At 40.8% G+C, this 21,654-nt stretch carries 22 protein-coding genes and 1 tRNA gene; 16 read left to right on the top strand and 7 right to left on the bottom strand.

The window, feature by feature from the left end:
- The first annotated feature begins 401 nt into the window (after positions 1-401).
- The 3 genes from PY092_RS17165 (at position 402) to PY092_RS17155 (ending at position 1,707) form a co-directional block, all read left to right on the top strand.
- Positions 402-638, top strand: coding sequence for a bacteriocin immunity protein (locus PY092_RS17165; protein ID WP_275617027.1), 237 nt, complete (start codon positions 402-404; stop codon positions 636-638).
- A 74-nt stretch (positions 639-712) separates the two neighbouring features.
- On the top strand, positions 713-1,153 hold the full coding sequence (locus PY092_RS17160) for a hypothetical protein (RefSeq protein WP_275617026.1): 441 nt from the start codon (positions 713-715) through the stop codon (positions 1,151-1,153).
- 41 nt (positions 1,154-1,194) lie between these two features.
- On the top strand, positions 1,195-1,707 hold the full coding sequence (locus PY092_RS17155; RefSeq protein ID WP_275617025.1) for a DinB family protein: 513 nt from the start codon (positions 1,195-1,197) through the stop codon (positions 1,705-1,707).
- A 677-nt stretch (positions 1,708-2,384) separates the two neighbouring features.
- On the opposite strand, the gene PY092_RS17150 is transcribed toward PY092_RS17155, so the two are convergent.
- Complete coding sequence (locus tag PY092_RS17150) at positions 2,385-3,899, bottom strand: sensor histidine kinase (RefSeq protein WP_275617024.1); 1,515 nt, start codon at positions 3,897-3,899, stop codon at positions 2,385-2,387.
- A gap of 458 nt (positions 3,900-4,357) precedes the next feature.
- Complete coding sequence (locus PY092_RS17145) at positions 4,358-4,705, bottom strand: winged helix-turn-helix transcriptional regulator (RefSeq protein ID WP_275617023.1); 348 nt, start codon at positions 4,703-4,705, stop codon at positions 4,358-4,360.
- A gap of 277 nt (positions 4,706-4,982) precedes the next feature.
- Here PY092_RS17145 and PY092_RS17140 point away from each other — a divergent pair, with 277 nt between their 5' ends.
- The 6 genes from PY092_RS17140 (at position 4,983) to PY092_RS17115 (ending at position 9,885) form a co-directional block, all read left to right on the top strand.
- Positions 4,983-5,576 carry an NAD(P)H-dependent oxidoreductase gene (locus tag PY092_RS17140; protein WP_275617022.1) on the top strand — a complete coding sequence of 198 codons (594 nt, stop codon included), beginning with the start codon at positions 4,983-4,985 and terminating at the stop codon, positions 5,574-5,576.
- A 20-nt stretch (positions 5,577-5,596) separates the two neighbouring features.
- Positions 5,597-5,884 (top strand): putative quinol monooxygenase, encoded by a 288-nt coding sequence (locus PY092_RS17135; protein ID WP_275617021.1) that lies wholly within the window; start codon positions 5,597-5,599, stop codon positions 5,882-5,884.
- 84 nt (positions 5,885-5,968) lie between these two features.
- Positions 5,969-6,877 carry a helix-turn-helix domain-containing protein gene (locus tag PY092_RS17130; RefSeq protein WP_275617020.1) on the top strand — a complete coding sequence of 303 codons (909 nt, stop codon included), beginning with the start codon at positions 5,969-5,971 and terminating at the stop codon, positions 6,875-6,877.
- Between the two features lie 77 nt (positions 6,878-6,954).
- Positions 6,955-7,956 carry an aldo/keto reductase gene (locus PY092_RS17125; RefSeq protein ID WP_275617019.1) on the top strand — a complete coding sequence of 334 codons (1,002 nt, stop codon included), beginning with the start codon at positions 6,955-6,957 and terminating at the stop codon, positions 7,954-7,956.
- A gap of 49 nt (positions 7,957-8,005) precedes the next feature.
- Complete coding sequence (locus PY092_RS17120) at positions 8,006-9,226, top strand: MFS transporter (protein WP_275617018.1); 1,221 nt, start codon at positions 8,006-8,008, stop codon at positions 9,224-9,226.
- A gap of 422 nt (positions 9,227-9,648) precedes the next feature.
- Entirely contained in the window at positions 9,649-9,885 is a 237-nt protein-coding gene (locus tag PY092_RS17115; RefSeq protein WP_275617017.1) for a hypothetical protein, read from the top strand.
- 135 nt (positions 9,886-10,020) lie between these two features.
- On the opposite strand, the gene PY092_RS17110 is transcribed toward PY092_RS17115, so the two are convergent.
- The 3 genes from PY092_RS17110 to PY092_RS17100 form a co-directional block, all read right to left on the bottom strand.
- Entirely contained in the window at positions 10,021-10,737 is a 717-nt protein-coding gene (locus PY092_RS17110) for a DUF6090 family protein (RefSeq protein ID WP_275617016.1), read from the bottom strand.
- A 44-nt stretch (positions 10,738-10,781) separates the two neighbouring features.
- Positions 10,782-11,204: a DUF3052 domain-containing protein gene (locus tag PY092_RS17105; RefSeq protein ID WP_275617015.1), complete on the bottom strand. Its 423-nt coding sequence runs from the start codon at positions 11,202-11,204 to the stop codon at positions 10,782-10,784.
- Positions 11,205-11,336: 132 nt separating this feature from the next.
- The gene (locus PY092_RS17100) at positions 11,337-12,020 is read right to left on the bottom strand and encodes a metal-dependent hydrolase (protein WP_275617014.1); all 684 of its coding nucleotides are present in this window, start codon (positions 12,018-12,020) and stop codon (positions 11,337-11,339) included.
- Positions 12,021-12,200: 180 nt separating this feature from the next.
- Between PY092_RS17100 and PY092_RS17095 the strand changes: the two genes are divergently transcribed.
- Positions 12,201-12,614 (top strand): 6-carboxytetrahydropterin synthase, encoded by a 414-nt coding sequence (locus PY092_RS17095; protein WP_275617013.1) that lies wholly within the window; start codon positions 12,201-12,203, stop codon positions 12,612-12,614.
- Positions 12,615-12,642: 28 nt separating this feature from the next.
- Positions 12,643-12,717 (top strand) — tRNA-Val (locus tag PY092_RS17090).
- An 11-nt stretch (positions 12,718-12,728) separates the two neighbouring features.
- Here PY092_RS17090 and PY092_RS17085 read toward each other — a convergent pair.
- The gene (locus PY092_RS17085) at positions 12,729-14,006 is read right to left on the bottom strand and encodes a UDP-N-acetylmuramoyl-tripeptide--D-alanyl-D-alanine ligase (RefSeq protein ID WP_275617012.1); all 1,278 of its coding nucleotides are present in this window, start codon (positions 14,004-14,006) and stop codon (positions 12,729-12,731) included.
- Between the two features lie 67 nt (positions 14,007-14,073).
- Entirely contained in the window at positions 14,074-15,723 is a 1,650-nt protein-coding gene (gldJ, locus tag PY092_RS17080; RefSeq protein WP_275617011.1) for a gliding motility lipoprotein GldJ, read from the bottom strand.
- 394 nt (positions 15,724-16,117) lie between these two features.
- On the opposite strand from gldJ, the gene porV reads away from it, so the two are divergent.
- The 5 genes from porV to PY092_RS17055 all read left to right on the top strand — a co-directional run bounded on the left by porV (position 16,118) and on the right by PY092_RS17055 (position 21,617).
- Complete coding sequence (gene porV, locus PY092_RS17075; RefSeq protein ID WP_275617010.1) at positions 16,118-17,263, top strand: type IX secretion system outer membrane channel protein PorV; 1,146 nt, start codon at positions 16,118-16,120, stop codon at positions 17,261-17,263.
- A gap of 78 nt (positions 17,264-17,341) precedes the next feature.
- Complete coding sequence (gene cdd / locus PY092_RS17070; RefSeq protein ID WP_275617009.1) at positions 17,342-17,833, top strand: cytidine deaminase; 492 nt, start codon at positions 17,342-17,344, stop codon at positions 17,831-17,833.
- Between the two features lie 80 nt (positions 17,834-17,913).
- Positions 17,914-18,912 (top strand): pyruvate dehydrogenase (acetyl-transferring) E1 component subunit alpha, encoded by a 999-nt coding sequence (pdhA, locus tag PY092_RS17065; RefSeq protein WP_275617008.1) that lies wholly within the window; start codon positions 17,914-17,916, stop codon positions 18,910-18,912.
- 4 nt (positions 18,913-18,916) lie between these two features.
- Positions 18,917-20,536, top strand: a complete 1,620-nt coding sequence (locus PY092_RS17060; RefSeq protein WP_275617007.1) for a pyruvate dehydrogenase complex dihydrolipoamide acetyltransferase — start codon at positions 18,917-18,919, stop codon at positions 20,534-20,536.
- A 94-nt stretch (positions 20,537-20,630) separates the two neighbouring features.
- Positions 20,631-21,617, top strand: a complete 987-nt coding sequence (locus tag PY092_RS17055) for a M28 family metallopeptidase (RefSeq protein ID WP_275617006.1) — start codon at positions 20,631-20,633, stop codon at positions 21,615-21,617.
- Positions 21,618-21,654: the final 37 nt, after the last annotated feature.

The following is a 21,654-nucleotide window of genomic DNA, read 5'->3' as shown; positions in this document are numbered from 1 at the left end:
GACTTTTTACAGATAGATCTAATCTAAAGGTGGGTCACTTTGGCCCGGCGGGGGTGGGTCACTTTCGTCCGGCCAGCTATGGTCACTTTAACCCGGCGAGGGTGGTATACTATGTCCGGCGTTTCCAATTAGGGTAACTATTGCAACTGGATCTAAAAACAATAAAGAACTTAGTAACGTGCAAATTTCAAAAATGGAATGTGTGAATTGCGAAAGGAATGTTCTGGATGAAGCAATCAAATGTGAAGCCATTCAAAAGAGTTTTGAAATACTAAAAGGTCATGCAGAAAATCGGGATTTTAAAGAAAATTCAATTTATGTCAAAAAATTCAGGTTTGACATCTAAAAACGAAAGTACTAGATAGATCTGTGTCAAAACAAAGTTCAATAAAACGATTAGGATGACAAGGATAGAATTAATTGATCTCGGACAAAAAATCGTTGCGGCTAAAGGAACTGAAAGCCAAATTGATGCGATGATGGATTTGTTTGACAAAAACGTTCCTCATCCCAATGGATCAAATCTATTTTTTTACCCTGAGAATTATAATGCAAGAATTGATGATCTTTCGAAATATCGGCCAAGTGTTGAAGAAGTAGTAGATCAGTGTTTATCTTATAAACCTATTCAACTATAGATTGATTTAAAGTTCAAATAAACGATGACACGGAAATTGCCTATTGACAAACAAATCACATTAATATCTGGTAAATGAATAAAGTAATAATAATTTCATTTCTGACTTTTTTGATTATTGGTTGCGTTAATAAAGATCAAGATGCAATCACAATTCAAGAATTGGAAAATCTCAAGGCTGAAAATGATAGTCTGCGGAAAATTGTAGAAGAAATTCAAACTAAATATGTTTTTGATAGCATTTCAGTTCGTGATATTCCTTCTTACAAAAATAAGTATGAATTGAATTCAAAAATTAATGGTGAAATTGTGTTCGTTGGTTATAATTTAAATGATAAATCTTGGGCTATAAAATTTGACAGTGTCAATTACAATAATGGGAGAACCTTAATCAATCCAGACACCTTAACAAATATTAGAGGTGGATACAAATATGAATTAGTTTTAGATTCTAACATTAATAGGATTGGAGCGGAATTAAAACGGAAAATGATTTTGGAAAACCATTTAATGTAGTTTATCAATCAATAATAAAGGCAGAATAGTTCAAATAAACGATGAAACAAATCTTTTTCATTTCGATATTGAGTTTAATAATCCTTAGCTGTTCTGAAAGTAAAAAGGACGAGAGCGTGAGATCTTTGCTAGTGGAACAATTGAGAAATACGCACAACGAACAAAATTGGTTTGTTCCAACTAAAATAGCCCTTAAAGGACTTTCTTTAGAACAGTCTATCTGGAAGGATTCTACAAACAATCACTCTATTGCAGAATTAACAACGCACTTGACTTTTTGGAGTGAAATGAACCTAAGATCCTTTAAGGGAGAGGATATGTCGGACCTTAATGTTGATAATGAACAAACCTTTATAATAAATACTGCAGATGATTGGTCAATGATGTTGATGAAATTGGATAACATCCAAACAGAATGGGAAAAATTGATTGGGGAAGCTTCCTTGGAAAAATTGGAAGAATGGAGTTCGGAGGTAACAAACATGACGGCTCATAATGCCTACCATACTGGCCAGATTATTTATATTAGAAAACTTAAAGGCTGGTGGCCTTAGCCAAATAAAGTTCAAATAAACGTTCAACATCACTTTTCCAATAAGTAATCCTAATTACATAAAAACTATCCATTTAGAATGAGTTAATATTTTATGATTAAATTTGATGTCTATGAAGTCGGATTTCGATAAGTGGTCTGTAATTCGGTTAGTAAAAATAGTATACGCAAGGAAAAACCCAGTAAACATAAGGGTAGGCAAAAGGGGTTCGAATCCCTCAGCGCCCACAGAAAAAAAGCCTTCGATTTTTCGAAGGCTTTTTTGTTTGTCCAAGTCTCCCATATCATCCCGCAAAGGGTCAAGCCGCAGTATTTTGGAGAGGATGAAAGCCAAGACCTTAATGGGACTATTTGAACATTACACCTCCATAGTGCTTATAACCTCAGTAAGCAACCTTTAAGCACTATAGGGCCATCCGGAAGATATTTAAGAAGGAATACAAAATGTAAATAAAATTGTTTGTATTTGTGGTGTGATGGGTTATGCGGAAAATATAAAGGTATACATCCAGAATCGATCTTGACAAGGGAATTGAAGAAAATATCCAATCAGAATCCTAGCTTACTTCAATCCTGATGATTAGATGACAAGGAGGTGATCATCCATACTCAATAATAAGTGGTTTGGTAAATAGGTTTGAATCTGGTGAACATTGTTTCCTACGGTTCCATCTCTGATTAATGCACGGACATTGTCTGGTCTTTAATTGTACCATTGATCGAGTCCTTAAAGCGAAGGATAAAGTTGGTACCCTTGCCAATATCGCTTTCGCAGATTATTTCACCTCCATTCATTTCCACAAAATCCTTGGTAATCAAAAGACCGAAACCAGTCCCTTTCTCGCCTTTTGTACCTTTTCGTGTTCGGGGTTTTTTATCATCTTTCAGCTTGCGGTACCAATTGACATCCATACCTACTCCAAAATCCTTCACGCCTATATCGACACTATCCGCATTATGTTGAGACCATATTATGATATTTTGGCCATTGGGACTGAATTTTATGGCATTGGAAATCAAATTCCGTAGAATGACCTTTAACATATCTTCATCGATGAATAGAACTGGATGGGAAATGCTTAGTTCAATGGTTATGTTTTTATCTTCGGCCATCCTTGTAAATTCAAGCCTTATCAATTGACAGATGCCTTCCAGGTCACATTTCGTTTTTTCTAACCTGACCCCGTCCAATTGCTTGTAGGACCATTGAAGTAAACTATTCACCATGGAAATCTTATCAAAAATCTCATTTTTTAACATTGTTGTCAAATCCTTTAGTTCGGTATCGACCAATTCACTCTCAATCAACTCTATGATCACAATGAAATTATTGAGTGGTGCCCTTACGTCATGAGCAAGTAAGGAGAACAATTTGTTTTTAAGTTCGCCAATCTTTTCAAGCTCATCATTTTGGATTTCCAGCTCTCTCTTCGCCATTTTGAGGCCCTTGGTCTGTCGGTCGACTTCTTTTTTAAGCCTCATATTGGATTCAAGTTGCAATTTGAGGTGTTGTTTTTCTATGGCTTTGAACTTAATTCCGATGAGCACCGAAAAAAGAATCAATTGGACCGTTACCAGTATAGAAGTTGCAAAAACAGTTGGATTGGCATCAAACTCATAGTGCCTTTTTAAAAACCATGTCCCGATATATAGTAATGCGGCGAGCAGGATCGGAGCATATGAGTACATGTAATACCTGTTCAATTTATGGGCATTGAACAAACGGACGCCAGCAAATATGTTCAAGAATATGGAAGCCATGGCCACAATGGCAGCCGACAAGATCAAAAAATCGTTCAACCAACCAACCTCGGCCACTATATTGTTCACAATGTGGAAAAAGGGTAGGAAGATGATGATCCATGAAAATATCCTATAGATACCGGATAGCTTGGGATAGTTACTCTTTTTAATGTTCAGGTAACTCTTGGTGAACAACAACAATCCAAAAGTTGTAATCATGGCCGTTGTCAGGGAGGCCCTGTCCACAATATCGAAAGTCAGATTGCTCAATGGGTGGGTCACAAAAAAATACAAGCTCCAATGTAGGGCAAGGCCCAAAATGAGGATAAAATAATACAACAGAATCTTGTGTCGTAATATAAGGTATGAAAGAAGGTGGTAAACCCCGAAAACCGCAAAGATTGAAATAAACACAATGGTTGTTACGTCCCTAAAATCGAACACATCCATATTGGGAAAAGAAGTTGGTTTTGTTGTTTGTCGTCAAAAATAGAACAGTTTTTTTATTTCTATATGAAAAGCTAAGATTTTATTTCTAAACCAGTTAGGGATTACCTTTGAAAAGGTGGGCACTGCCAACCTTTTATGCTAACCTTAAACTTTAGGACTATCCTTTACCTAGCACTTTTGGTGACTTGGAAATTTTTGATGGTGGTTTCCGGGGTTCTATCGGTTATGCGTCCAGGAAATGGTTGAACCAAGATTAACTATTGGAATGACAACATGATGAAGGCACCAATAAGGAAGGTGGTAAATGTATTTTGTCCCATACAAATCTTTTATTGGGTTATGCCATGAAGGGGGGGTAATTCTGTTTGTCCACCGGAAAAATTTCAGGGGGGTCTGTAATAAAAGAAGCCGTGATTGTTTTTTCAGGGAATCGAAAAATCGGATAAGGTAATGGATGGTCATTCGATCTTAATTTCCTTATGGGTGTCAGCTGTTGTCTTCCCCCAACTGGCAATCGCCTCCAATACGGGTATCAGGGTCTTGCCAAAAGAAGTCAGATCATATTCTACTTTCAGGGGTGGCTTGCTCGTATGCACCGTACGGGAAACCAATCCATCGGATTCCATTTCTTTCAATTGAAGGCTCAATGTACGTTCCGTTATGGTGGGTATTTCCTTTTTGAGTTCATTGTACCTTTTTTTTCCACGGGTAAGGTGAATCAAGATGACCGATTTCCATTTGCCTCCTATGTACTTCATGGTCAGGCTTGTAGTACAGGGATATTTTTTGTCATTGATACAGTACATGCGTTGATTTTTTTAAAAATGGGAAACTATACATTTTGACCGTTATTGCAAAGATAGAAAACTATATATATGTTTGTAACTATAAAAAGTATAGTTATATATGGTTAATGTAATTTGTAGGTCCTGCCAATTGGACCTGATGTGACAACCAACCTTGCAGACAAAACCTAGGCAGGTCAAGGAGGACGGCATGCCATTTATGTAATCATTTTAATTCAATCAATATCATCACTTTGGTGGGTTGTTTTTCAATCTACCCTAAACTTCTATTTTTACAATGAAACACGTACACATTATCAACGCCCATCAGTTTTATGAGGGGATCTCAGAAGGAGCATTGACCCGAACCTTGGCAGACATTACCAAGACCTTTTGTGAGGAAAAGGGATATAGTTATAGTATGACCAATATAGAAGAGGAATATACTCCCGAAAAAGAAGTGGACCTTTATGTAAAAGCCGATTATGTGGTATTGCATACCCCGGTCTATTGGTTCAATACCCCGTGGATTCACAAAAAATATGTGGACGAGGTCTTTAATGTGGGATTGGCCACCGGGAAATTGTTGAAGGATGATGGTCGTACCCGCAAAGACCCTTCAAAAAACTACGGTACGGGAGGTCTCATGCAGGGCCGAAAAATGACCATGGTCACTTCATGGAATGCACCGGAAGAATTTTCAGGGAATGGGAATCAATACTTGTTAAGTGGCAAAACAGCTGATGATGTCATGTACAATGTGGGTGTCAACTACCGTTTTTGTGGATTTGAGGTGCTGCCCCAATACCACTGTTTCAATGTAATAAAAGATCCCCAAGTGAAAAAGTATGTGAACGAGTACAGACAACACCTGGAAAACCATCTAGTCTAAACCAAAAAACAATCAATAGTATGAAAGTTTATGTTTCTGCGATTATTACCAGTAAACCAGAATTTCAAAACGAGGTAAAGGAAGCTTTGCTGGAATTGGTAAAGGCCACCGAAAAAGAAGAAGCCTGTATCCAGTATGATCTTCATCAGGACCTTGATGACGGAAACCGATTCCTTTTTTATGAGATCTGGGAGGACCAAGAGGGATTGGACAAGCATAATGGCCAACCCCATATCAAAGCCTTTCAAAACATTGTTGAAGGCAAGTTGATGGGGCCGGTGGAAGTTTACAAGGCCACAAAGCTCTGATTGTTGAACAATTTCCTGTAAAGACTGCTTTTGAAACATAGTTTTTCAAGATTCCATATGATTTGAATTTTATAATTTTACAGTATGGATGAAAAAGAGTCTTTACAGGATTTTTATCGACGGGTGCCCAAATTAGGGGCTGGCACAGGTCAACTCAACAATTCAGGGGCGGGTCATATCAATGTATTCTCCAGGGATAAATGTAGATTGATCAGTCCTTATATGCGTAGGGATTTTTACAAGGTGACCCTGATCATTGGAGAGGGAACCCTACAATACGCCAATAAGTGGATTGCCATTGACCGTCCGGCATTGTTGTTTTCCAACCCTATGGTGCCCTATGCTTGGGAGGCCCGTTCGGAGGAGCAAAAGGGCTGGTTTGCCTTGTTTTCGGAGTCTTTTCTCTTCAATGGTACACCGTCCACAAGTCTGAGGGAATCCCCATTGTTTCGGGTGGGCAGTGACCCGGTATTCTTTTTGGATACTGATCAGTTAGCCAGTATATCCGATATTTTTCAAAAGATGGAAAAGGAAATGAATTCAGACTATCAATTCAAGTATGATGTAATCCGAAGTTACCTGCATTTGATCATCCATGAGGCCATGAAATACAATCCAGCCAATAGCTTTGAAAGAAACTATAATTCATCAGAACGAATTGCTTCCCTTTTTCTGGAGTTATTGGAGCGTCAATTTCCGGTTGACTTTCCCAACGCTCCCTTGGAGATGAAATCCGCGAAGGATTTTGCGGCACATCTATCCGTGCATGTGAACCACTTGAACAGAATGGTCAAAAAGCAAACCAATAAGACCACCACAGAACATATTGCGGACCGCGTATTGAGAGAGGCGGTGTCGCTGCTGCAACATAGTGATCACAGTATCTCTGAAATTGCCTATAGTCTTGGATTTGACAACCCGGCCTACTTCACGAATTTTTTCAAGGGTAAAATGGGTGTGTCCCCCAATCGTGCCCGTGAGGCTCGTGCTTGAATTTTATAAGTGATGCTTTGAATTTTATAAGCATGCCCTTGGCATGGTGCCTACCTTTGTCTTCAAAACCAAGTATCATGAAATATAGAAAATTAGGAAATACGGAAGAGCAATTGTCAACATTGGGATTGGGCTGTATGGGAATGAGTTTTGCCTACGGTCCATCCGATGACAATGAAAGCATTCAAACATTGCACAGTGCCTTGGATTTGGGCATCAATTTTTGGGATACGGCGGATATGTACGGCAATGGTGCCAATGAACGGCTGTTGTCCCAAGTCTTGAAGGAAAACAGGGAGAAAGTGTTTTTGGCCACCAAATTCGGATTTCGGTTCAGGACAAACAATGCTTCGGACAGTAATTCACCCAACACTTATTTTGATGGTTCCCCTACCTATGTTAAGCAAGCTGTGGAAGCAAGTTTACAACGGCTGGGCATTGAGGTCATCGATCTTTATTATGCACACCGGGTGGACCCCAATGTGCCCGTTGAGGATACCGTGGGTGCTATGGCAGATTTGGTAAGGGAAGGAAAGGTGCGTTATCTGGGCCTAAGTGAGGCATCCCCGGAATCCATCAAACGGGCCAATACTGTACATCCTATTTCTGCGTTGCAAAGTGAATATTCGTTGCTTACCAGGGGAGTGGAAGGTAAAATTATGGACACCATGAGAGCCTACAACATGTCGTTGGTTCCCTATTCCCCATTGGCCAGAGGGTTGGTGACCGATACCTTTAAAGTGGAAAATTTGGATGAAAAGGATTTTAGGCGAACCTTGCCAAGGTATAAAGGGGACAAACTGGACAACAATCTTAGTCTTAAGACAGAATTACAGGAATTGGCCAATCAGAAAAGCATTACCATGGCCCAATTGGCTTTGGCTTGGGTCTTGCACCAAGGTAACGACATTATCCCTATACCAGGAACCCGAAAAATCCATAGGTTGAAAGAAAATGCGGCCGCCGTTGATGTCAATCTTTCCGAAGAAGAGCTACAAACAATTTCGCAACTTTTAGCCAAATACCCTAATGTGGGCGAGCGCTATAATGAAGGGGCCATGCGCTTGGTGAACAATTAAAATTCCCCGATTTAGTTCAATTGAAATTATTTATTTTAAAAATTTTCTATTGGTAACAAAACCTTATACCGACGTAAAGCGGCTACACGACGATCATAAAAGGAAGGCGACCCTTATCTCCTTTTTAATGATTCCCCTGTCTGGATTGGTCACGGATATTTATGCCCCGTCCATGCCTACCATGGCCTCGGAGCTGAACCAATCCGAAGGAGCCGTTCAATTAACGCTGACCTTCTTTTTGCTGAGCTACGCCGTGGTACAGTTCTTCGCGGGCAGCATCATGGATAGTTATGGACGCTATCGGATAACCCTGATCTCGCTCGTTCTGTTTATTTTGAGCAATGTGGTCATTGCCCTGTCCACCAGTTTGGCCCCCATCTACGCGATGCGAATTTTGCAAGGGGTGGCCATTGGGTGTATCGGGGTCTCCAAACGCAGTTTTTTTGTGGATGTCCATGAAGGTGACAAGCGGAAACATTACCTGAGCATCATGTCCATTGTATGGTCCATAGCGCCCATAGTGGCACCTTTTATTGGAGGGTATCTACAGCATTATTTCAATTGGCAGGCCAGCTTTTGTGTTTTGGCAGGATATGCCTTTGTACTGCTATTGTTGGAGTTGTTCTATTCCGGGGAGACAATACCTGAATTTAGACCGTTCAAACGAAAGGCCATACTCAAGGATTACGGAATTATGCTACGGACACCCATGTTTATTTATGGAGTGATCTGCAGTGGTCTGTGCTATGGGACCATAATGATATTTAACCTGTCCGGTGCATTTATTGTGGAACATGGTATGGGATTTCCTCCAGTGGTTGCCGGGTACGCCTCCTTGGTCATGGGAATAGCTTGGCTACTGGGTGGTTTTTTGGGCAAAGCGCTTATTGATAAACCTTTTATGCCAAAATTAAGAATTGCCATTATATTGGAGATTGTTGTGATCATCCTGATGATTCTCAGTGCCACCATCTGGGAAAATATATACAGTTTGGTATTGTTCGCTTTTTTGGTGCACCTAGGGGTTGGATTCATTTTCAACAACTATTTTGCCTATTGTATCGGAAGGTTTCCAAAAATGGCGGGCATATCAGGTGGTTTTATCGGGGGCTCCGCGTTTTTCATCACTTCCATTTCCAGTTATGCCCTTGTGGGACTGGTGCATCCGCAGGATCAAGTCGGTCTCGGTATCAGTTATTTGGGCATGGGAATATTGATTATGGTTATCTTATTGTTCTTGATGAAGCCGGACAACCTCGAGGAAAATTAGGCGTCGAGATACTTTTTTATGCAGTAAAATGGTATGGAGACTATATTACCGGTGCACCATTGAAATCGATTAAATTTCAAGGGATCCATAATAAAAGAAGCCTGGTTGTTTTTCTGGGCATAGAAAAATAGGGCAGTGCCCAAAGACTTCCAATCAGGATGCTACCACTTGTACTCGTTTGACTTCCTGTATGCTCCCTTGGGTAGGTGAAGCAAAGCCCTTATTGAACCACTGAAGGAATCCTTTTGAATATTGATTGTCAAAAATTGGGCAGCTATGCACATTTGGTCATTGGGATGATTTTCGTCATACTAAGCCTCTTGGGAAGAATTTAACTTTGAAATGTACAATGAGGAAGAAAGCATCGAATCAGGTAATCCCTGTAGTGTACCCAGCAAATTTGTATGTCGTAAGATATTATCATGGGGAACCTTAAAATTTCCCATCAAGTCAAAGGTTTGCCAGAGATTAAAAAAGCTATGGATCGTTTGGTATTGGCCTTAATTATTTCTGCTCTGTCCATTGGTTCGGCCATTTTAGTACTGGCCAACATGCCACCGAAGATTTTGGGGGTTCCCTTGCTTGGTCTTGTCGGCTTTACCGTATCATTTCTTATCGGGTTTTGGATTGTGCTATCTATGTTGAAAAGGAAAAATTGAAAATATTTCATTTTTTCAGTAGCACACGTCTAAAAGTTTTCAAAAAAAGGAGGGGTGCCATGCGAAAACCACCATTTTTGTCCAAGGTCAAGTGCTTTTGCTACTTGGAAAGTCATAAGTGTGTAAAAACCCCCTTTATGGCGACACATCTTTGGAGAGGCGTACAATTTCTTTCATATAGTGCTCCAATCCATCATTACCGCCCATGGAACTAACAATGTTCTTTTGAAAATGTTGTTTGCGAACAAGCATGTTGATAAAAACAGGATCGGTAAGCATAGCTTTGTTCTTATCGCTGGAAATATCCATGAAATTTCCATTCTCGATGATATGGGGCTCAATTTTTTGACTCCAGAAGTTAAGGTCAACCTCAACAAAATCCGTATAATGGGTAAGCACGTCTTTCCATGAGACCAAATACTTCCGTAAAGTGTCGTTTCTGATTAAGTTGATGTCCCCAGTACTTAATAAAGATTCCACGACACCATTGGATGGGTTGTACGGATAGCCTCCGAACATGTTGTCCGCATGTCGGAAAACAGAGTCCCTGGATTTTGGCAAATGTAATTTGTTAATGTTCCTAAAAACAATGTTTCCACTGTTCAAAGTGCTTATTTGAAGCTGTTTGATGGGTTGAAATGCCTCTAGGTTTTTTTTGAAGTCCTTGTGGAGCTCCATTAAAAGGGCTCTTTCTTTGTTTCTGTCTTTTCTGTTTTCGTTCCAGGTGTTTACTTGCAGTGCCAAAAGGATACCGATCATAACCAAAATAATTTCTCCAAAGGCATATTTTAAGTAAGAACCCACACTGTTTTTCTTCATCAGTTCAAAGCGTATTTTTCTAAATAACTTCACCTACTTTCAAGTTTTAAAATGACCGATATCACTCTGTATGAACATCAAATTCGCCTGTCCTTGGTTCGATACACAAATTTGAGACCGCTCCAATCTTCATCTATTGCGGCAACTTTAATGTCCACAAGTCCCAAGTCGAGGATATGTGCCCGTATCAAATCTCTTTTTAAATCCGTTTGGATTTTGGATTGCCCTTTGGGCCAGCTAATCCATAAAAGACCGTCTTTCTTTAATGTTCTGATAAATTTACCCACATGGATTTGTAGGTCATGTAACGAAGTAAAAAACAAATGGATAAAATCAATTTCCTTTTCTTCGGATTGGTCGATGTTGAGAATATTGAGATTTGGGGGCAAATCGGAAAATAAATCAAAATAATGCTCAGGGGCATTGTGCAGAAGGATATTGTACCTTTCTTTAAGCCCCAACTTTTTTCCCAAGGGTGTCCCTGAGTATCCCGTACTCATCACAAAGCTTTTCTGAATTTTAAGCCTTTAAATTACATTAATTTATCCAAATTGGATTTTTTCATGCTTTGCAGGATGTTGTTTCTGGAGAGCAAGGCAAAAAGCCTCCGAATTTTCGAAGACTTTTTTCTTTTATATGTTAATGGACTCTCCAATATCTGGAAGAATCAGTTTCTTTCCTTTTTTGTCAAAATACTCAACCGCTTTGGATTTATCTATTTTAATGGGAGGAAAGGTATCATAATGACAACCGATTACGGTGTTGCACTCTATAAAATCACTTGCAATAGAGGCATCTTCGTAGCCCATGGTAAAATTGTCCCCAATCGGTAGGACCGCAATATTCAATTTTGGGCATGTCATGGGGATGAGTTCCATGTCCTTGGTCAATGCCGTGTCGCCCGCAATGTAAATGCACTTTGAATCATCCCATAATACAAACCCTCCAGGGTTTCCTCCATTACTTCCATCGGGCAGCATACTGGAGTGGATGGCGTTCACGTATTTGGCGGTTCCAAAGTCAAAGGTGTATTTTCCACCATGGTTCATGCCGTGTCCCTCAATGCCTTTGTTGCCAAACCAAGTGGCAACCTCAAAATTGGAGACCAAAAGTGCTTCCGGATTGTTTTTTGCAATGGCTTCGACATCGAGTACATGGTCTTGGTGCCCGTGGGTTATAAAAATGTAATCGACTTTAAGACTGTGAATATCCACATCCGATGCCATTTCGTTACCTGTAATGAAGGGGTCGAACAATATCTTTTTCCCGTTCATTTCCACTAGCAATGTGGCATGACCCAAATAGGTGATTTTCATAATATATGATTTTATTTGTTTTTAGAAATAACTGTAATTCTGAAGACATTTCAGTCTTTGTATAAAGTTAGCAAGAACGCTTGTGATTATCAATTGGATTTTTAGGTTAATGCGCAGATTGTTTTTTGATTTTTTTGAATCCTAAATATGGATTGAAGAAAAAGGGATTAACTTTGCAACATGATTGCTACAATTTGCAGAAAAGCCCATTTTAATGCAGCCCACAGGCTCCATAATCCCAATTGGAGCAAGGAGAAGAACATAGAGGTGTTCGGTAAATGCAACAGCCCTAGTTTCCATGGTCATAATTTTGATCTTGAAGTGAGAATCAAGGGCGAAGTCGACCCGGATACCGGTTTTGTGATGGACCTTGCCGTATTGGGTGCTTTAATCAGGGATGAAGTGGAGGAACGGTTCGATCATAAGAACCTGAATGAAGATTGTCCAGAGTTTGCAGACCTATTGCCTACCACGGAATACTTTGTAAAAGTGATCTACGATATTTTGAAGCCCAAACTAAAAAAAGGGCAATTGCTGCATATTACCTTGCATGAGACATCAAAGAACTCTGCAGAGTATGGAGATTGGGATTAATTTCCGATATTGCAGCCCGATTTATAAAGGGATATTAGCTCAGTTGGTTTAGAGCGCTGCCTTGACAGGGCAGAGGTCACTGGTTCGAATCCAGTATATCCCACTTTTTTCTTTCTATTTTAAGATATCCAAAATCCGTTCCAAGGCCATTCCACGTGAACCTTTGATGAGCAATGCTCCTTTTTTCAAAGGGTTTTTGTCTAGATATTCTTTAAGATCAACAAAAGATGGGAACTTATGGAACGAAGTTTTGGTCCTGAAGAAATTTTCGCCCACTAAATGCACGTCGTCAAAATTCAATTGCTTTGCAAAATCAGCGATGGCTTGATGCTCTTCGGCAGCAGTATTGCCGAGTTCGAACATGTCGCCAATAATTATTGTTTTCTGGTTGGCATCCATCAAACTGAAATTTTCAAGGGCGGCCTTCATACTCGTGGGATTGGCGTTGTAAGCATCCAATACAATGTCAAAACCATCTTTGGATAGGATTTGTGAGCGATTGTTCTGTGGTTGATAGCCTTCAATGGCCGATTTGATATCCTCCAGGGGAATGTTGAAATATTTGCCCATCAAAATGGCGGCGCAGCAATTGGGAAAGTTGTACTTGCCCACCAATTGTGTATTGATCTGTACCCCTTCAACTTCCAAGGAGACATAGGGGGCAACACCGAGAAATGTGATGTTGTAATAGTGATGGTTGCTCGTGCTGAAGCCCATCTTTTTGGTATACCCTGCCAATTTTTCTTTTTGAATCCCATCGTCAGCATTTAAAAAAACATACTTGTTGTGGGCTATTAGATAATCGTAGAGTTCACTTTTTCCTTGAATAACGCCTTCAATGCTTCCAAAGCCTTCCAAATGGGCTTTGCCAAAATTGGTAATGTACCCAAAATCTGGCTGGGCGATGTTGCACAGGGATTCAATTTCCTTTTTGTGATTGGCGCCCATTTCCACAATGGCGATTTCTGTATTTTCTTTTATGGATAAAAGGGTCAAGGGAACACCAATGTGATTGTTGAGGTTGCCATATGTGGCTATGGTCTTGTATTTTTTGGAGATTACCGCATTGATGAGTTCCTTGGTAGTGGTTTTGCCATTGCTTCCCGTAAGCGAAATGATCTTTGCTTTGCAATGGTTTCTGTGATGGGAGGCCAACTCTTGAAGCGTTTCCAAAACATCTTTGCAAAGAATAAATCTGTCCGACGTTTTGAATTCTACCTCATCTATTATGGCATAAGCAGCACCTTTGTTCAAAGCTTCTTGCGCAAATGCGTTTCCATTGAAATTAGGGCCTTTCAGGGCGAAGAACAGACAGTTTTCGGTAATTTTCCGAGTGTCCGTACATATTGTGGTGTGCTCCAAAAACAGAGCGTGCAACTCTTCCATTGTCATAAATCGAAGATAAAAAAAAGCCCCGACCTTTTGGCCAGGGCTTTTTTAAATACTCAAGAAATTTATGTTATTTCGTTTTTTTGTGTCGTACCGTTTTCTTGGTTCTCGATTTGGAACCAACTCTGGACATGGCGCATCTAAAGCCGATATCGTCCGTTGCCATGTATTGTGGTAAATATCTACGTTGTGCAGGATCTAACCAGTAGGCCCTATCTCTCCAAGATCCACCTTTGTAAACTCGAACTTCGTTATTGATCAATGAAGTCCTGAAGTTTGACTCATCATACTGACGAACAAGCTCGCCATCCTCATTGCGCTCTACTTTGTGCTTTGGAGCATCGTACATTTTTTGGTTGTCGTCCTCATCGCTAAAGCGGCTGAAGAATCTTGATGAGCCTGGGTCGCCATCTCTGTAACCCCTGTTATCACTCTTGTCAAAATTGGTTCTCAGGTATGTTTCTTTTTCTGTAACGGGAACCTCTTTGATTTCGCCCGGAAGGTTGACGGCCACGATTTTGCCGTTGGGCAATGTGTCGTAAACAATGTTATCTTCCAATATCTCAACTTTTCCATCTTCGCCTATGGCTTTTTTCATGAAAACGTTTCCACGGTAGTAATTGAAATCACTGATTTCATCATCCACTATGGGGCGGTATACATCTGCGACCCATTCGTTTACGTTTCCGGCCATATCGTATAGGCCAAAATCGTTGGGTTTGTAGGATTTAACCTCTCCGGTAATATCAGCACCGTCATCGGACCATCCAGCAATACCACCGTAATCACCTTTACCTTGTTTAAAGTTGGCCAATTGATCGCCTCGGCCTACACGTTGTCCGTTACGGGTGTAATCACCTTCCCATGGGTATTTTTTTCTACCCCTGTAATTGTTGTATTCCCTGCTTCCGACCAATGCTTGGGCTGCATATTCCCATTCGGTTTCAGTGGGCAATCTGTAGGCGGGCATAATGACACCGCTACTTCTTTTGGCAAAGGAGTTGATGGAATCCTTTTTTTGTTTTCCTTGAAGGGAATCGATCTCGCCACCATAAACGGATTCTGGATTGTTCAAATATGCTTCTGTACTGAAAGTACCGTCAATATCGCCGTTCAGTACTTTGTATTTTGAATCTTCGGCCAAATACCCTTCTCTCTCCAACATTACTTCGTTGACCCTGTCCGTTCTCCATTCGGCATACTGGGTAGCTTGCACCCAATTTACCCCTACTACTGGATACTCGGCATAAGCAGGGTGTCTTAGGTAGTTGTTGGTCATGGTTTCGTTAAAGCCCAACCTGTTTCTCCATACCAAAGTGTCCGGCAGGGCACCTGTATATATATTGGTGTAATTGGGGTTGTCCGGAGGATAGACCTCTTTAAGGTAATCCAAATACTCTAGGTACATCACATTGGTCACTTCGGTCTCATCCATATAGAAAGACTGTACGTGTTGCTGGGTAGGGGTATTGTTCCAATCATGCATGATATCGTCCTGAACTTTACCTTTGGTAAACGTTCCACCCTCTACAAATACGGTTCCTGGTGGAGTTTCTTGCTCCTTGAAATCCGAATTATATTGAAATCCTCCTTCTTTGGCATTGATTTTCCAACCGGTGGCTCTGGATACGTTCTTTGATGAGGAAGAGTTTTTACAACTGGAAAAACTTCCCATCACTACGGCGCAAGAAAGTACAACTTTGATTAAGTGTTTTTTCATAATTTGGGCTTGAGTACTTTAAAACTCAGGGTTTTTACCCTCAGTAACTTCGATTTGTTTTGATTTTTTGAAATCCTTCGATGGCATTAAAACGATGTTTTTACCATTATATTTTGTGCTCATCAAATATTTCTGGCGATGTGGCAATTGGCCCACGCTACACTTCTGTAACGGAGAAGGTTCTGAATTAGTATAGAAAGATTGGTTTTTAACGGTTTGGGCAAATATGTCCGAACTTGATCTTTACCTTTTAACCAGAATAGTGATGTTTTGGACGATTAACATCAAAAATATGTGTTGAGATATAAGATTTTTGTCAAAACACCGTTTAATTTGTATTGCTTCCAAAACATATTTTTGGAACTCGGACTACACTAAATGCTAAAATTTTAGAATGAAAAAATTATTGATAGTGGTTGTTTTCTTAATTGTAGCACCACAAGTTAGCGCTCAGCAAGAAAGAGCAATCACAACAGCCGTCCCCTTTTTGAACATAGCAGCGGATGCAAGAGCTTCCGGTATGGGGGACTTGGGTGTGGCAACTTCTTTTGATGCATACTCCCAACAATGGAACCCGGCTAAATATGCATTTGCTACCCAAAAAATGGGAATAGGAGTAAGCTACACTCCCTATCTGGAAAGTATTGTGAATGATGTGTCCCTGTTGAACGCCAATTTTTACAATAAGCTCAACGATAGAAGTGCCTTTGCCTTTAGTATTCGTTATTTTGGTTTAGGGGAGATTGAATTGAGGCAAACCTTTGATCAAAATGCTACCTTGGTCAAACCCAATGAATTTTCTTTGGATGGTTCTTACTCCTTAAAATTGAGCCAGACATTTTCGATGGCCGTTGGAGGTAGGTTCATCAGTTCAAATCTAAGATTTCAAGATGGAACCCAGGATTCACAAGCTGCCAATGCCTTTGCGGTGGATATTGCTGGATTTTACAGATCTCCAGAGATTGCTTACAGCAATTTTGACGGTCGTTGGAGAGCAGGTTTCAATATCTCAAATTTGGGAGGTTCCATACAATATGATGAAGGAGGACAAGAAAACTTTTTACCGACCAATTTAAAATTTGGTGGAGGTTTTGATTTTATTTTTGACCAAGACAATGTTTTGGCGGTAACTACCGAGTTCAATAAATTATTGGTTCCCACACCAAGAGATTTTGATGGTGATGGTGATATTGATGTGGATGATAATGACGAGTATCAAAACATTGGCTTTTTTCAAGGAGTTTTTGAATCCTTTGGAGATGCGCCGGATGGATTCAGTGAAGAACTGAAAGAAGTCACTTGGGCCCTTGGTGCCGAATATAAGTTTAGGGAAGCTTTTATGCTGCGCAGCGGTTATTTTAATGAAAGTGAAGAAAAAGGTTCCAGAAAATTCTTTACACTGGGAGCCGGTTTCAAGTTCAAATCAACACAAATAGACCTTTCCTATCTGTTTTCAACCTCTCAGGTTAGAAACCCATTGGAAAATACATTGCGATTCTCACTTACCTTTAATTTAGGGGAAGAATTCTATAATGATTAAGAAGACATAAAATATATAAATAAAAAAACCTGTCCCTTGTGGCAGGTTTTTTTATTTTTGGATACATCCAAAGTTTACATGGAAAAAAAGAAAATCGGTTTTGAACTGCTCATTTTTGAGGATGCATCGGAGTTGTCACAAAACGAGCAAAAATTGTTACGGGATGCTGCAGCTGCTAGAGAGAATGCCTATGCTCCGTATTCCAAATTCAAAGTGGGGGCCGCAGTCTTGTTGGAGAATGGCGAAGTGGTCATAGGGAACAATCAGGAAAATGCATCCTATCCTTCAGGGCTTTGTGCAGAGCGCGTGGCTATTTTTCATGCCGGTGCAAAATACCCAGGAGTGGCCGTGAAAGCCATTGCTATAAGTGCTTCCTCATCTAAATATGAGGTAGAGGTCCCTGCGGCGCCATGTGGTAATTGTAGGCAATCCATTATGGAGTACGAACAAAAACAAAATACACCAATTTCATTGTTGATGAAGTCGGAGAAAGGACCAATTTATAAATGCAATTCCATGACCGATATTTTACCATTGGCATTCAATAGCTCATTTTTGGGCGATTCTTAATTCAATTCTTTTTCCAAAACAGATATATATGTATTTTTGCTTTTCCCTACACTGGGGAAATTCATTTAATACAACTGTAGATGAAAAAAATTACCAAAGAAGTTTACCTTAAATGGTACGAGGACATGTTTTTCTGGAGAAAGTTCGAGGATAAACTGGCTGCCGTATATATTCAACAAAAAGTTAGAGGTTTCTTGCACCTGTACAATGGTCAGGAAGCGGTTTTGGCTGGTGCATTGCACGCCATGGACTTGGATAAAGATCGCATGATCACCGCTTATCGTAACCATGTTCAGCCAATTGGTATGGGTGTGGACCCACGAAAAGTAATGGCGGAACTTTACGGAAAAGTTACAGGTACCTCCAAGGGCATGGGGGGGTCCATGCACATTTTTTCCAAAGAACACCGTTTTTATGGCGGACACGGAATCGTGGGTGGACAAATTCCTTTGGGTGCTGGATTGGCATTTGCCGATAAGTACTTCAAGAGGGATTCGGTAACACTTTGTTATATGGGTGATGGTGCCGTTAGACAGGGTTCGCTTCACGAAGCATTCAACTTGGCCATGCTTTGGCAATTACCGGTGGTTTTTATTTGTGAGAACAATGGTTATGCCATGGGGACATCCGTGGCCCGTACATCGCACTCCACGGAAATCTGGAAATTGGGTCTTGGTTACGAAATGCCTTGTGGCCCAGTAGATGCCATGGATCCTGCAAATGTGGCAAAGGAGATGGATAAGGCCATTGAACGTGCACGTACCGGAGGTGGTCCAACTTTCTTGGAGATGAAGACATATAGGTACCGTGGTCACTCCATGTCCGATGCACAGCACTACAGAACTAAAGAAGAAGTAGAAGAGTATAAAAAGATAGATCCGATTACTCAGGTTAAAGATGTGATTCTTGAGAAAGGATATGCATCCGAGGACGACCTTAAGAAAATCGATAAAAAGGTAAAGGATTTGGTGGAAGAGTGCGAGAAATTCGCCGAAGAGTCGGATTTCCCACCATTGGAACAGTTGTACGACACCGTTTACGAGCAAGAAGACTATCCATTTTTACAACATAAATTATAATTAGATGGCAGAAGTAATCAACATGCCTAGATTGAGCGATACCATGGAAGAAGGAACCGTGGCGAAATGGCTCAAAAACGTAGGGGACAAAGTCGAAGAAGGAGACATATTGGCTGAAATCGAAACGGACAAAGCCACCATGGAATTTGAATCTTTTCATGAAGGGACTTTGCTCCACATCGGAATAGAGGAAGGTAATGGTGCCCCGGTTGATTCACTTTTGGCCATTATCGGTGAGGAAGGAGAAGATATTTCAGGTCTGTTGAACGGCGGGTCGGAAAGTTCTTCCGATTCAGCGAAAGAAGAAGCTGAAGAGAGTTCAGCTCCTGCAAGCGAACCTGTGGATATCCCGGAAGGAGTGGAAATCGTGACCATGCCCCGGTTGAGTGATACCATGGAGGAAGGAACGGTTGCCAGCTGGTTAAAGAGCGTTGGAGACGAAGTAGAGGAAGGCGATATATTGGCAGAAATCGAAACGGACAAAGCTACCATGGAGTTTGAATCGTTCTATTCGGGAATTTTGTTGCATATCGGTATTCAAGAAGGCGAAGGAGCTCCTGTGGATTCATTGTTGGCCATTATCGGGCCGGAAGGGACCGATGTTGATGCTGTATTGAAAGCACAAGCTGGAGGTGGTTCTTCAAAGAGCGCTTCAAAATCTGAGCCAACCAAAGAAGAAGCCCCAAAGGCCGAAACATCTTCCCAAAAAGAAGAATCTGCACCTGCCACACAAGATGGGCAACGCATTTTTGCTTCGCCATTGGCCAAAAAGATCGCCGAAGAAAAAGGTATCAACTTGGCCGATGTAAAAGGGACGGGAGATAACGGTAGAATCGTTAAAAAAGACATAGAGAACTTTGCACCAGTTGCTAAAGCAGCACCATCAGTAGAAAAAACTGAAGCATCTCCTGCAATTGCACCAGTTGCACTTCCTGTTGGAGAGGAAAGTGTGGAAGAGGTAAAAAACTCCACAATGCGTAAGGTGATTGCGAAGCGTTTGGGCGAGTCCAAATTCTCAGCACCTCACTATTACTTGACCATTGAGGTGGATATGGACAATGCCAAGGCTTCCCGTGCACAAATCAATAGCTTGCCAGATACCAAGGTGTCTTTCAATGATATGGTCTTGAAAGCTTGTGCTATGGCGCTTAAAAAGCACCCACAGGTCAATACCACTTGGAATGGGGATTCCATGTTGTACAAACATCATGTGCACATGGGAGTGGCCGTAGCTGTTGATGAAGGTCTTGTGGTTCCTGTAGTTAAATTTGCCGATCAGTTGAGTTTGACACAATTGGGGACTGCCGTGAAAGATTTGGCAGGAAGGGCACGAAACAAGAAAATCAAGCCAGATGAAATGGAAGGAAGCACCTTTACCGTATCCAACTTGGGTATGTTCGGTATTCAGGAATTCACTTCCATCATCAACCAACCCAATTCCGCAATTTTATCGGTAGGGGCCATAGTTGAGAAACCCGTGGTCAAAAATGGTGAGATTGTACCAGGAAGTACCATGAAAGTTACTTTGGCCTGCGACCACCGAACGGTCGATGGTGCTACTGGAGCCCAGTTCCTTCAAACTTTGAGAGCTTACTTGGAGAATCCGGTTACCATGTTGGCATAAATTGTCAATGAGTACAATATGAATACATAAATTAAAAAGCATCCTTTTTCGGGATGCTTTTTTTTATCTTTAAAAAATTCAAAAAACTACACGAATGAAATTACTGTCCTATTTACTACTTACACTTTTTGCAATGAATTGTGGGTCCACTCCGATATCCCAAACATCAGCTGTTGAAACCACCGAAACATCAAAGAGCACAGAATCAAACAAAACATTTACAGATGCCGACCGGATTGGAGAAATGATGAATTATTTGGCTTCCAATGATATGAAAGGAAGAGAGGCAGGAAGTGAAGGCATTGAAATGGCAGCTACCTATATTGAAAACCACTTCAAATCGTATGGGGTACAACCTTATTTTGAAACCTATCGCGATACCTTGTCAAATTTTAAAGAACCAGCATACAATATTGTGGGGGTGGTTGAGGGCAATGACCCCGACCTGAAAGATGAATATGTTCTGATAGGGGCGCATTACGACCACATTGGTACCATAAAACCCGAGAATGGTGACTACATCGCCAATGGCGCCAACGATAATGCTTCCGGTACTACTTCCGTTTTGGAAATGGCCCGTTATTTCGGAACCAAAAAAACCAATAAACGAAGCCTGATTTTTGCCTTGTTCAGTGCAGAGGAAAAAGGACTATTGGGCTCCAAGCATTTAGCCAAAAAGTTGAAAGAGGAGGATATGGATCTTTATACCATGCTCAACTTTGAAATGACAGGCGTTCCATTACAAGACAAGGATTACTTTATGTACATCACGGGATACGATATGTCCAATTTGGCAGAGGTGGGCAACACCTATGCTAAAGAGAACCTAATTGGGTTTCTGCCTACGGCAAAGGAATTCAACTTGTACCAACGCTCTGACAACTACCCGTTTCATGAAGAATTTGGAGTGCCATCACATACTTTTTGCACTTTTGATTTCACAAATTTTGCGTACTATCATAAAGTTGGGGATGAGGTTTCATTGATGGATTTTGATCACATGGCCACTTTGGTGAACAAGACTATTCCAGTGATTGAGGATATCGCCAATGCCGTTACCCGAGAAATCAAGTTAAACTAAGTTTAAAAATGTCACGTTGAGCACAGTCGAGATGTGA

The sequence above is a fragment of the Flagellimonas yonaguniensis genome (assembly GCF_029193885.1).
In the GTDB taxonomy this organism is placed as follows: domain Bacteria; phylum Bacteroidota; class Bacteroidia; order Flavobacteriales; family Flavobacteriaceae; genus Flagellimonas; species Flagellimonas yonaguniensis.
Note: the sequence above shows the minus strand (reverse complement) of the source record. Positions and strands in the feature narration are given on the sequence as shown.

Excerpts from the sequence above, each read along its gene's own strand:
- PY092_RS17165 (WP_275617027.1), top strand. The coding sequence starts at position 402 with ATGACAAGGATAGAATTAATTGATCTCGGACAAAAAATCGTTGCGGCT.
- PY092_RS17160 (WP_275617026.1), top strand. The coding sequence starts at position 713 with ATGAATAAAGTAATAATAATTTCATTTCTGACTTTTTTGATTATTGGT.
- PY092_RS17155 (WP_275617025.1), top strand. The coding sequence starts at position 1,195 with ATGAAACAAATCTTTTTCATTTCGATATTGAGTTTAATAATCCTTAGC.
- PY092_RS17150 (WP_275617024.1), bottom strand. The coding sequence starts at position 3,899 with ATGGATGTGTTCGATTTTAGGGACGTAACAACCATTGTGTTTATTTCA.
- PY092_RS17145 (WP_275617023.1), bottom strand. The coding sequence starts at position 4,705 with ATGTACTGTATCAATGACAAAAAATATCCCTGTACTACAAGCCTGACC.
- PY092_RS17140 (WP_275617022.1), top strand. The coding sequence starts at position 4,983 with ATGAAACACGTACACATTATCAACGCCCATCAGTTTTATGAGGGGATC.
- PY092_RS17135 (WP_275617021.1), top strand. The coding sequence starts at position 5,597 with ATGAAAGTTTATGTTTCTGCGATTATTACCAGTAAACCAGAATTTCAA.
- PY092_RS17130 (WP_275617020.1), top strand. The coding sequence starts at position 5,969 with ATGGATGAAAAAGAGTCTTTACAGGATTTTTATCGACGGGTGCCCAAA.
- PY092_RS17125 (WP_275617019.1), top strand. The coding sequence starts at position 6,955 with ATGAAATATAGAAAATTAGGAAATACGGAAGAGCAATTGTCAACATTG.
- PY092_RS17115 (WP_275617017.1), top strand. The coding sequence starts at position 9,649 with ATGGGGAACCTTAAAATTTCCCATCAAGTCAAAGGTTTGCCAGAGATT.
- PY092_RS17105 (WP_275617015.1), bottom strand. The coding sequence starts at position 11,204 with ATGAGTACGGGATACTCAGGGACACCCTTGGGAAAAAAGTTGGGGCTT.
- PY092_RS17100 (WP_275617014.1), bottom strand. The coding sequence starts at position 12,020 with ATGAAAATCACCTATTTGGGTCATGCCACATTGCTAGTGGAAATGAAC.
- PY092_RS17095 (WP_275617013.1), top strand. The coding sequence starts at position 12,201 with ATGATTGCTACAATTTGCAGAAAAGCCCATTTTAATGCAGCCCACAGG.
- PY092_RS17085 (WP_275617012.1), bottom strand. The coding sequence starts at position 14,006 with ATGACAATGGAAGAGTTGCACGCTCTGTTTTTGGAGCACACCACAATA.
- gldJ (WP_275617011.1), bottom strand. The coding sequence starts at position 15,723 with ATGAAAAAACACTTAATCAAAGTTGTACTTTCTTGCGCCGTAGTGATG.
- porV (WP_275617010.1), top strand. The coding sequence starts at position 16,118 with ATGAAAAAATTATTGATAGTGGTTGTTTTCTTAATTGTAGCACCACAA.
- cdd (WP_275617009.1), top strand. The coding sequence starts at position 17,342 with ATGGAAAAAAAGAAAATCGGTTTTGAACTGCTCATTTTTGAGGATGCA.
- pdhA (WP_275617008.1), top strand. The coding sequence starts at position 17,914 with ATGAAAAAAATTACCAAAGAAGTTTACCTTAAATGGTACGAGGACATG.
- PY092_RS17060 (WP_275617007.1), top strand. The coding sequence starts at position 18,917 with ATGGCAGAAGTAATCAACATGCCTAGATTGAGCGATACCATGGAAGAA.
- PY092_RS17055 (WP_275617006.1), top strand. The coding sequence starts at position 20,631 with ATGAAATTACTGTCCTATTTACTACTTACACTTTTTGCAATGAATTGT.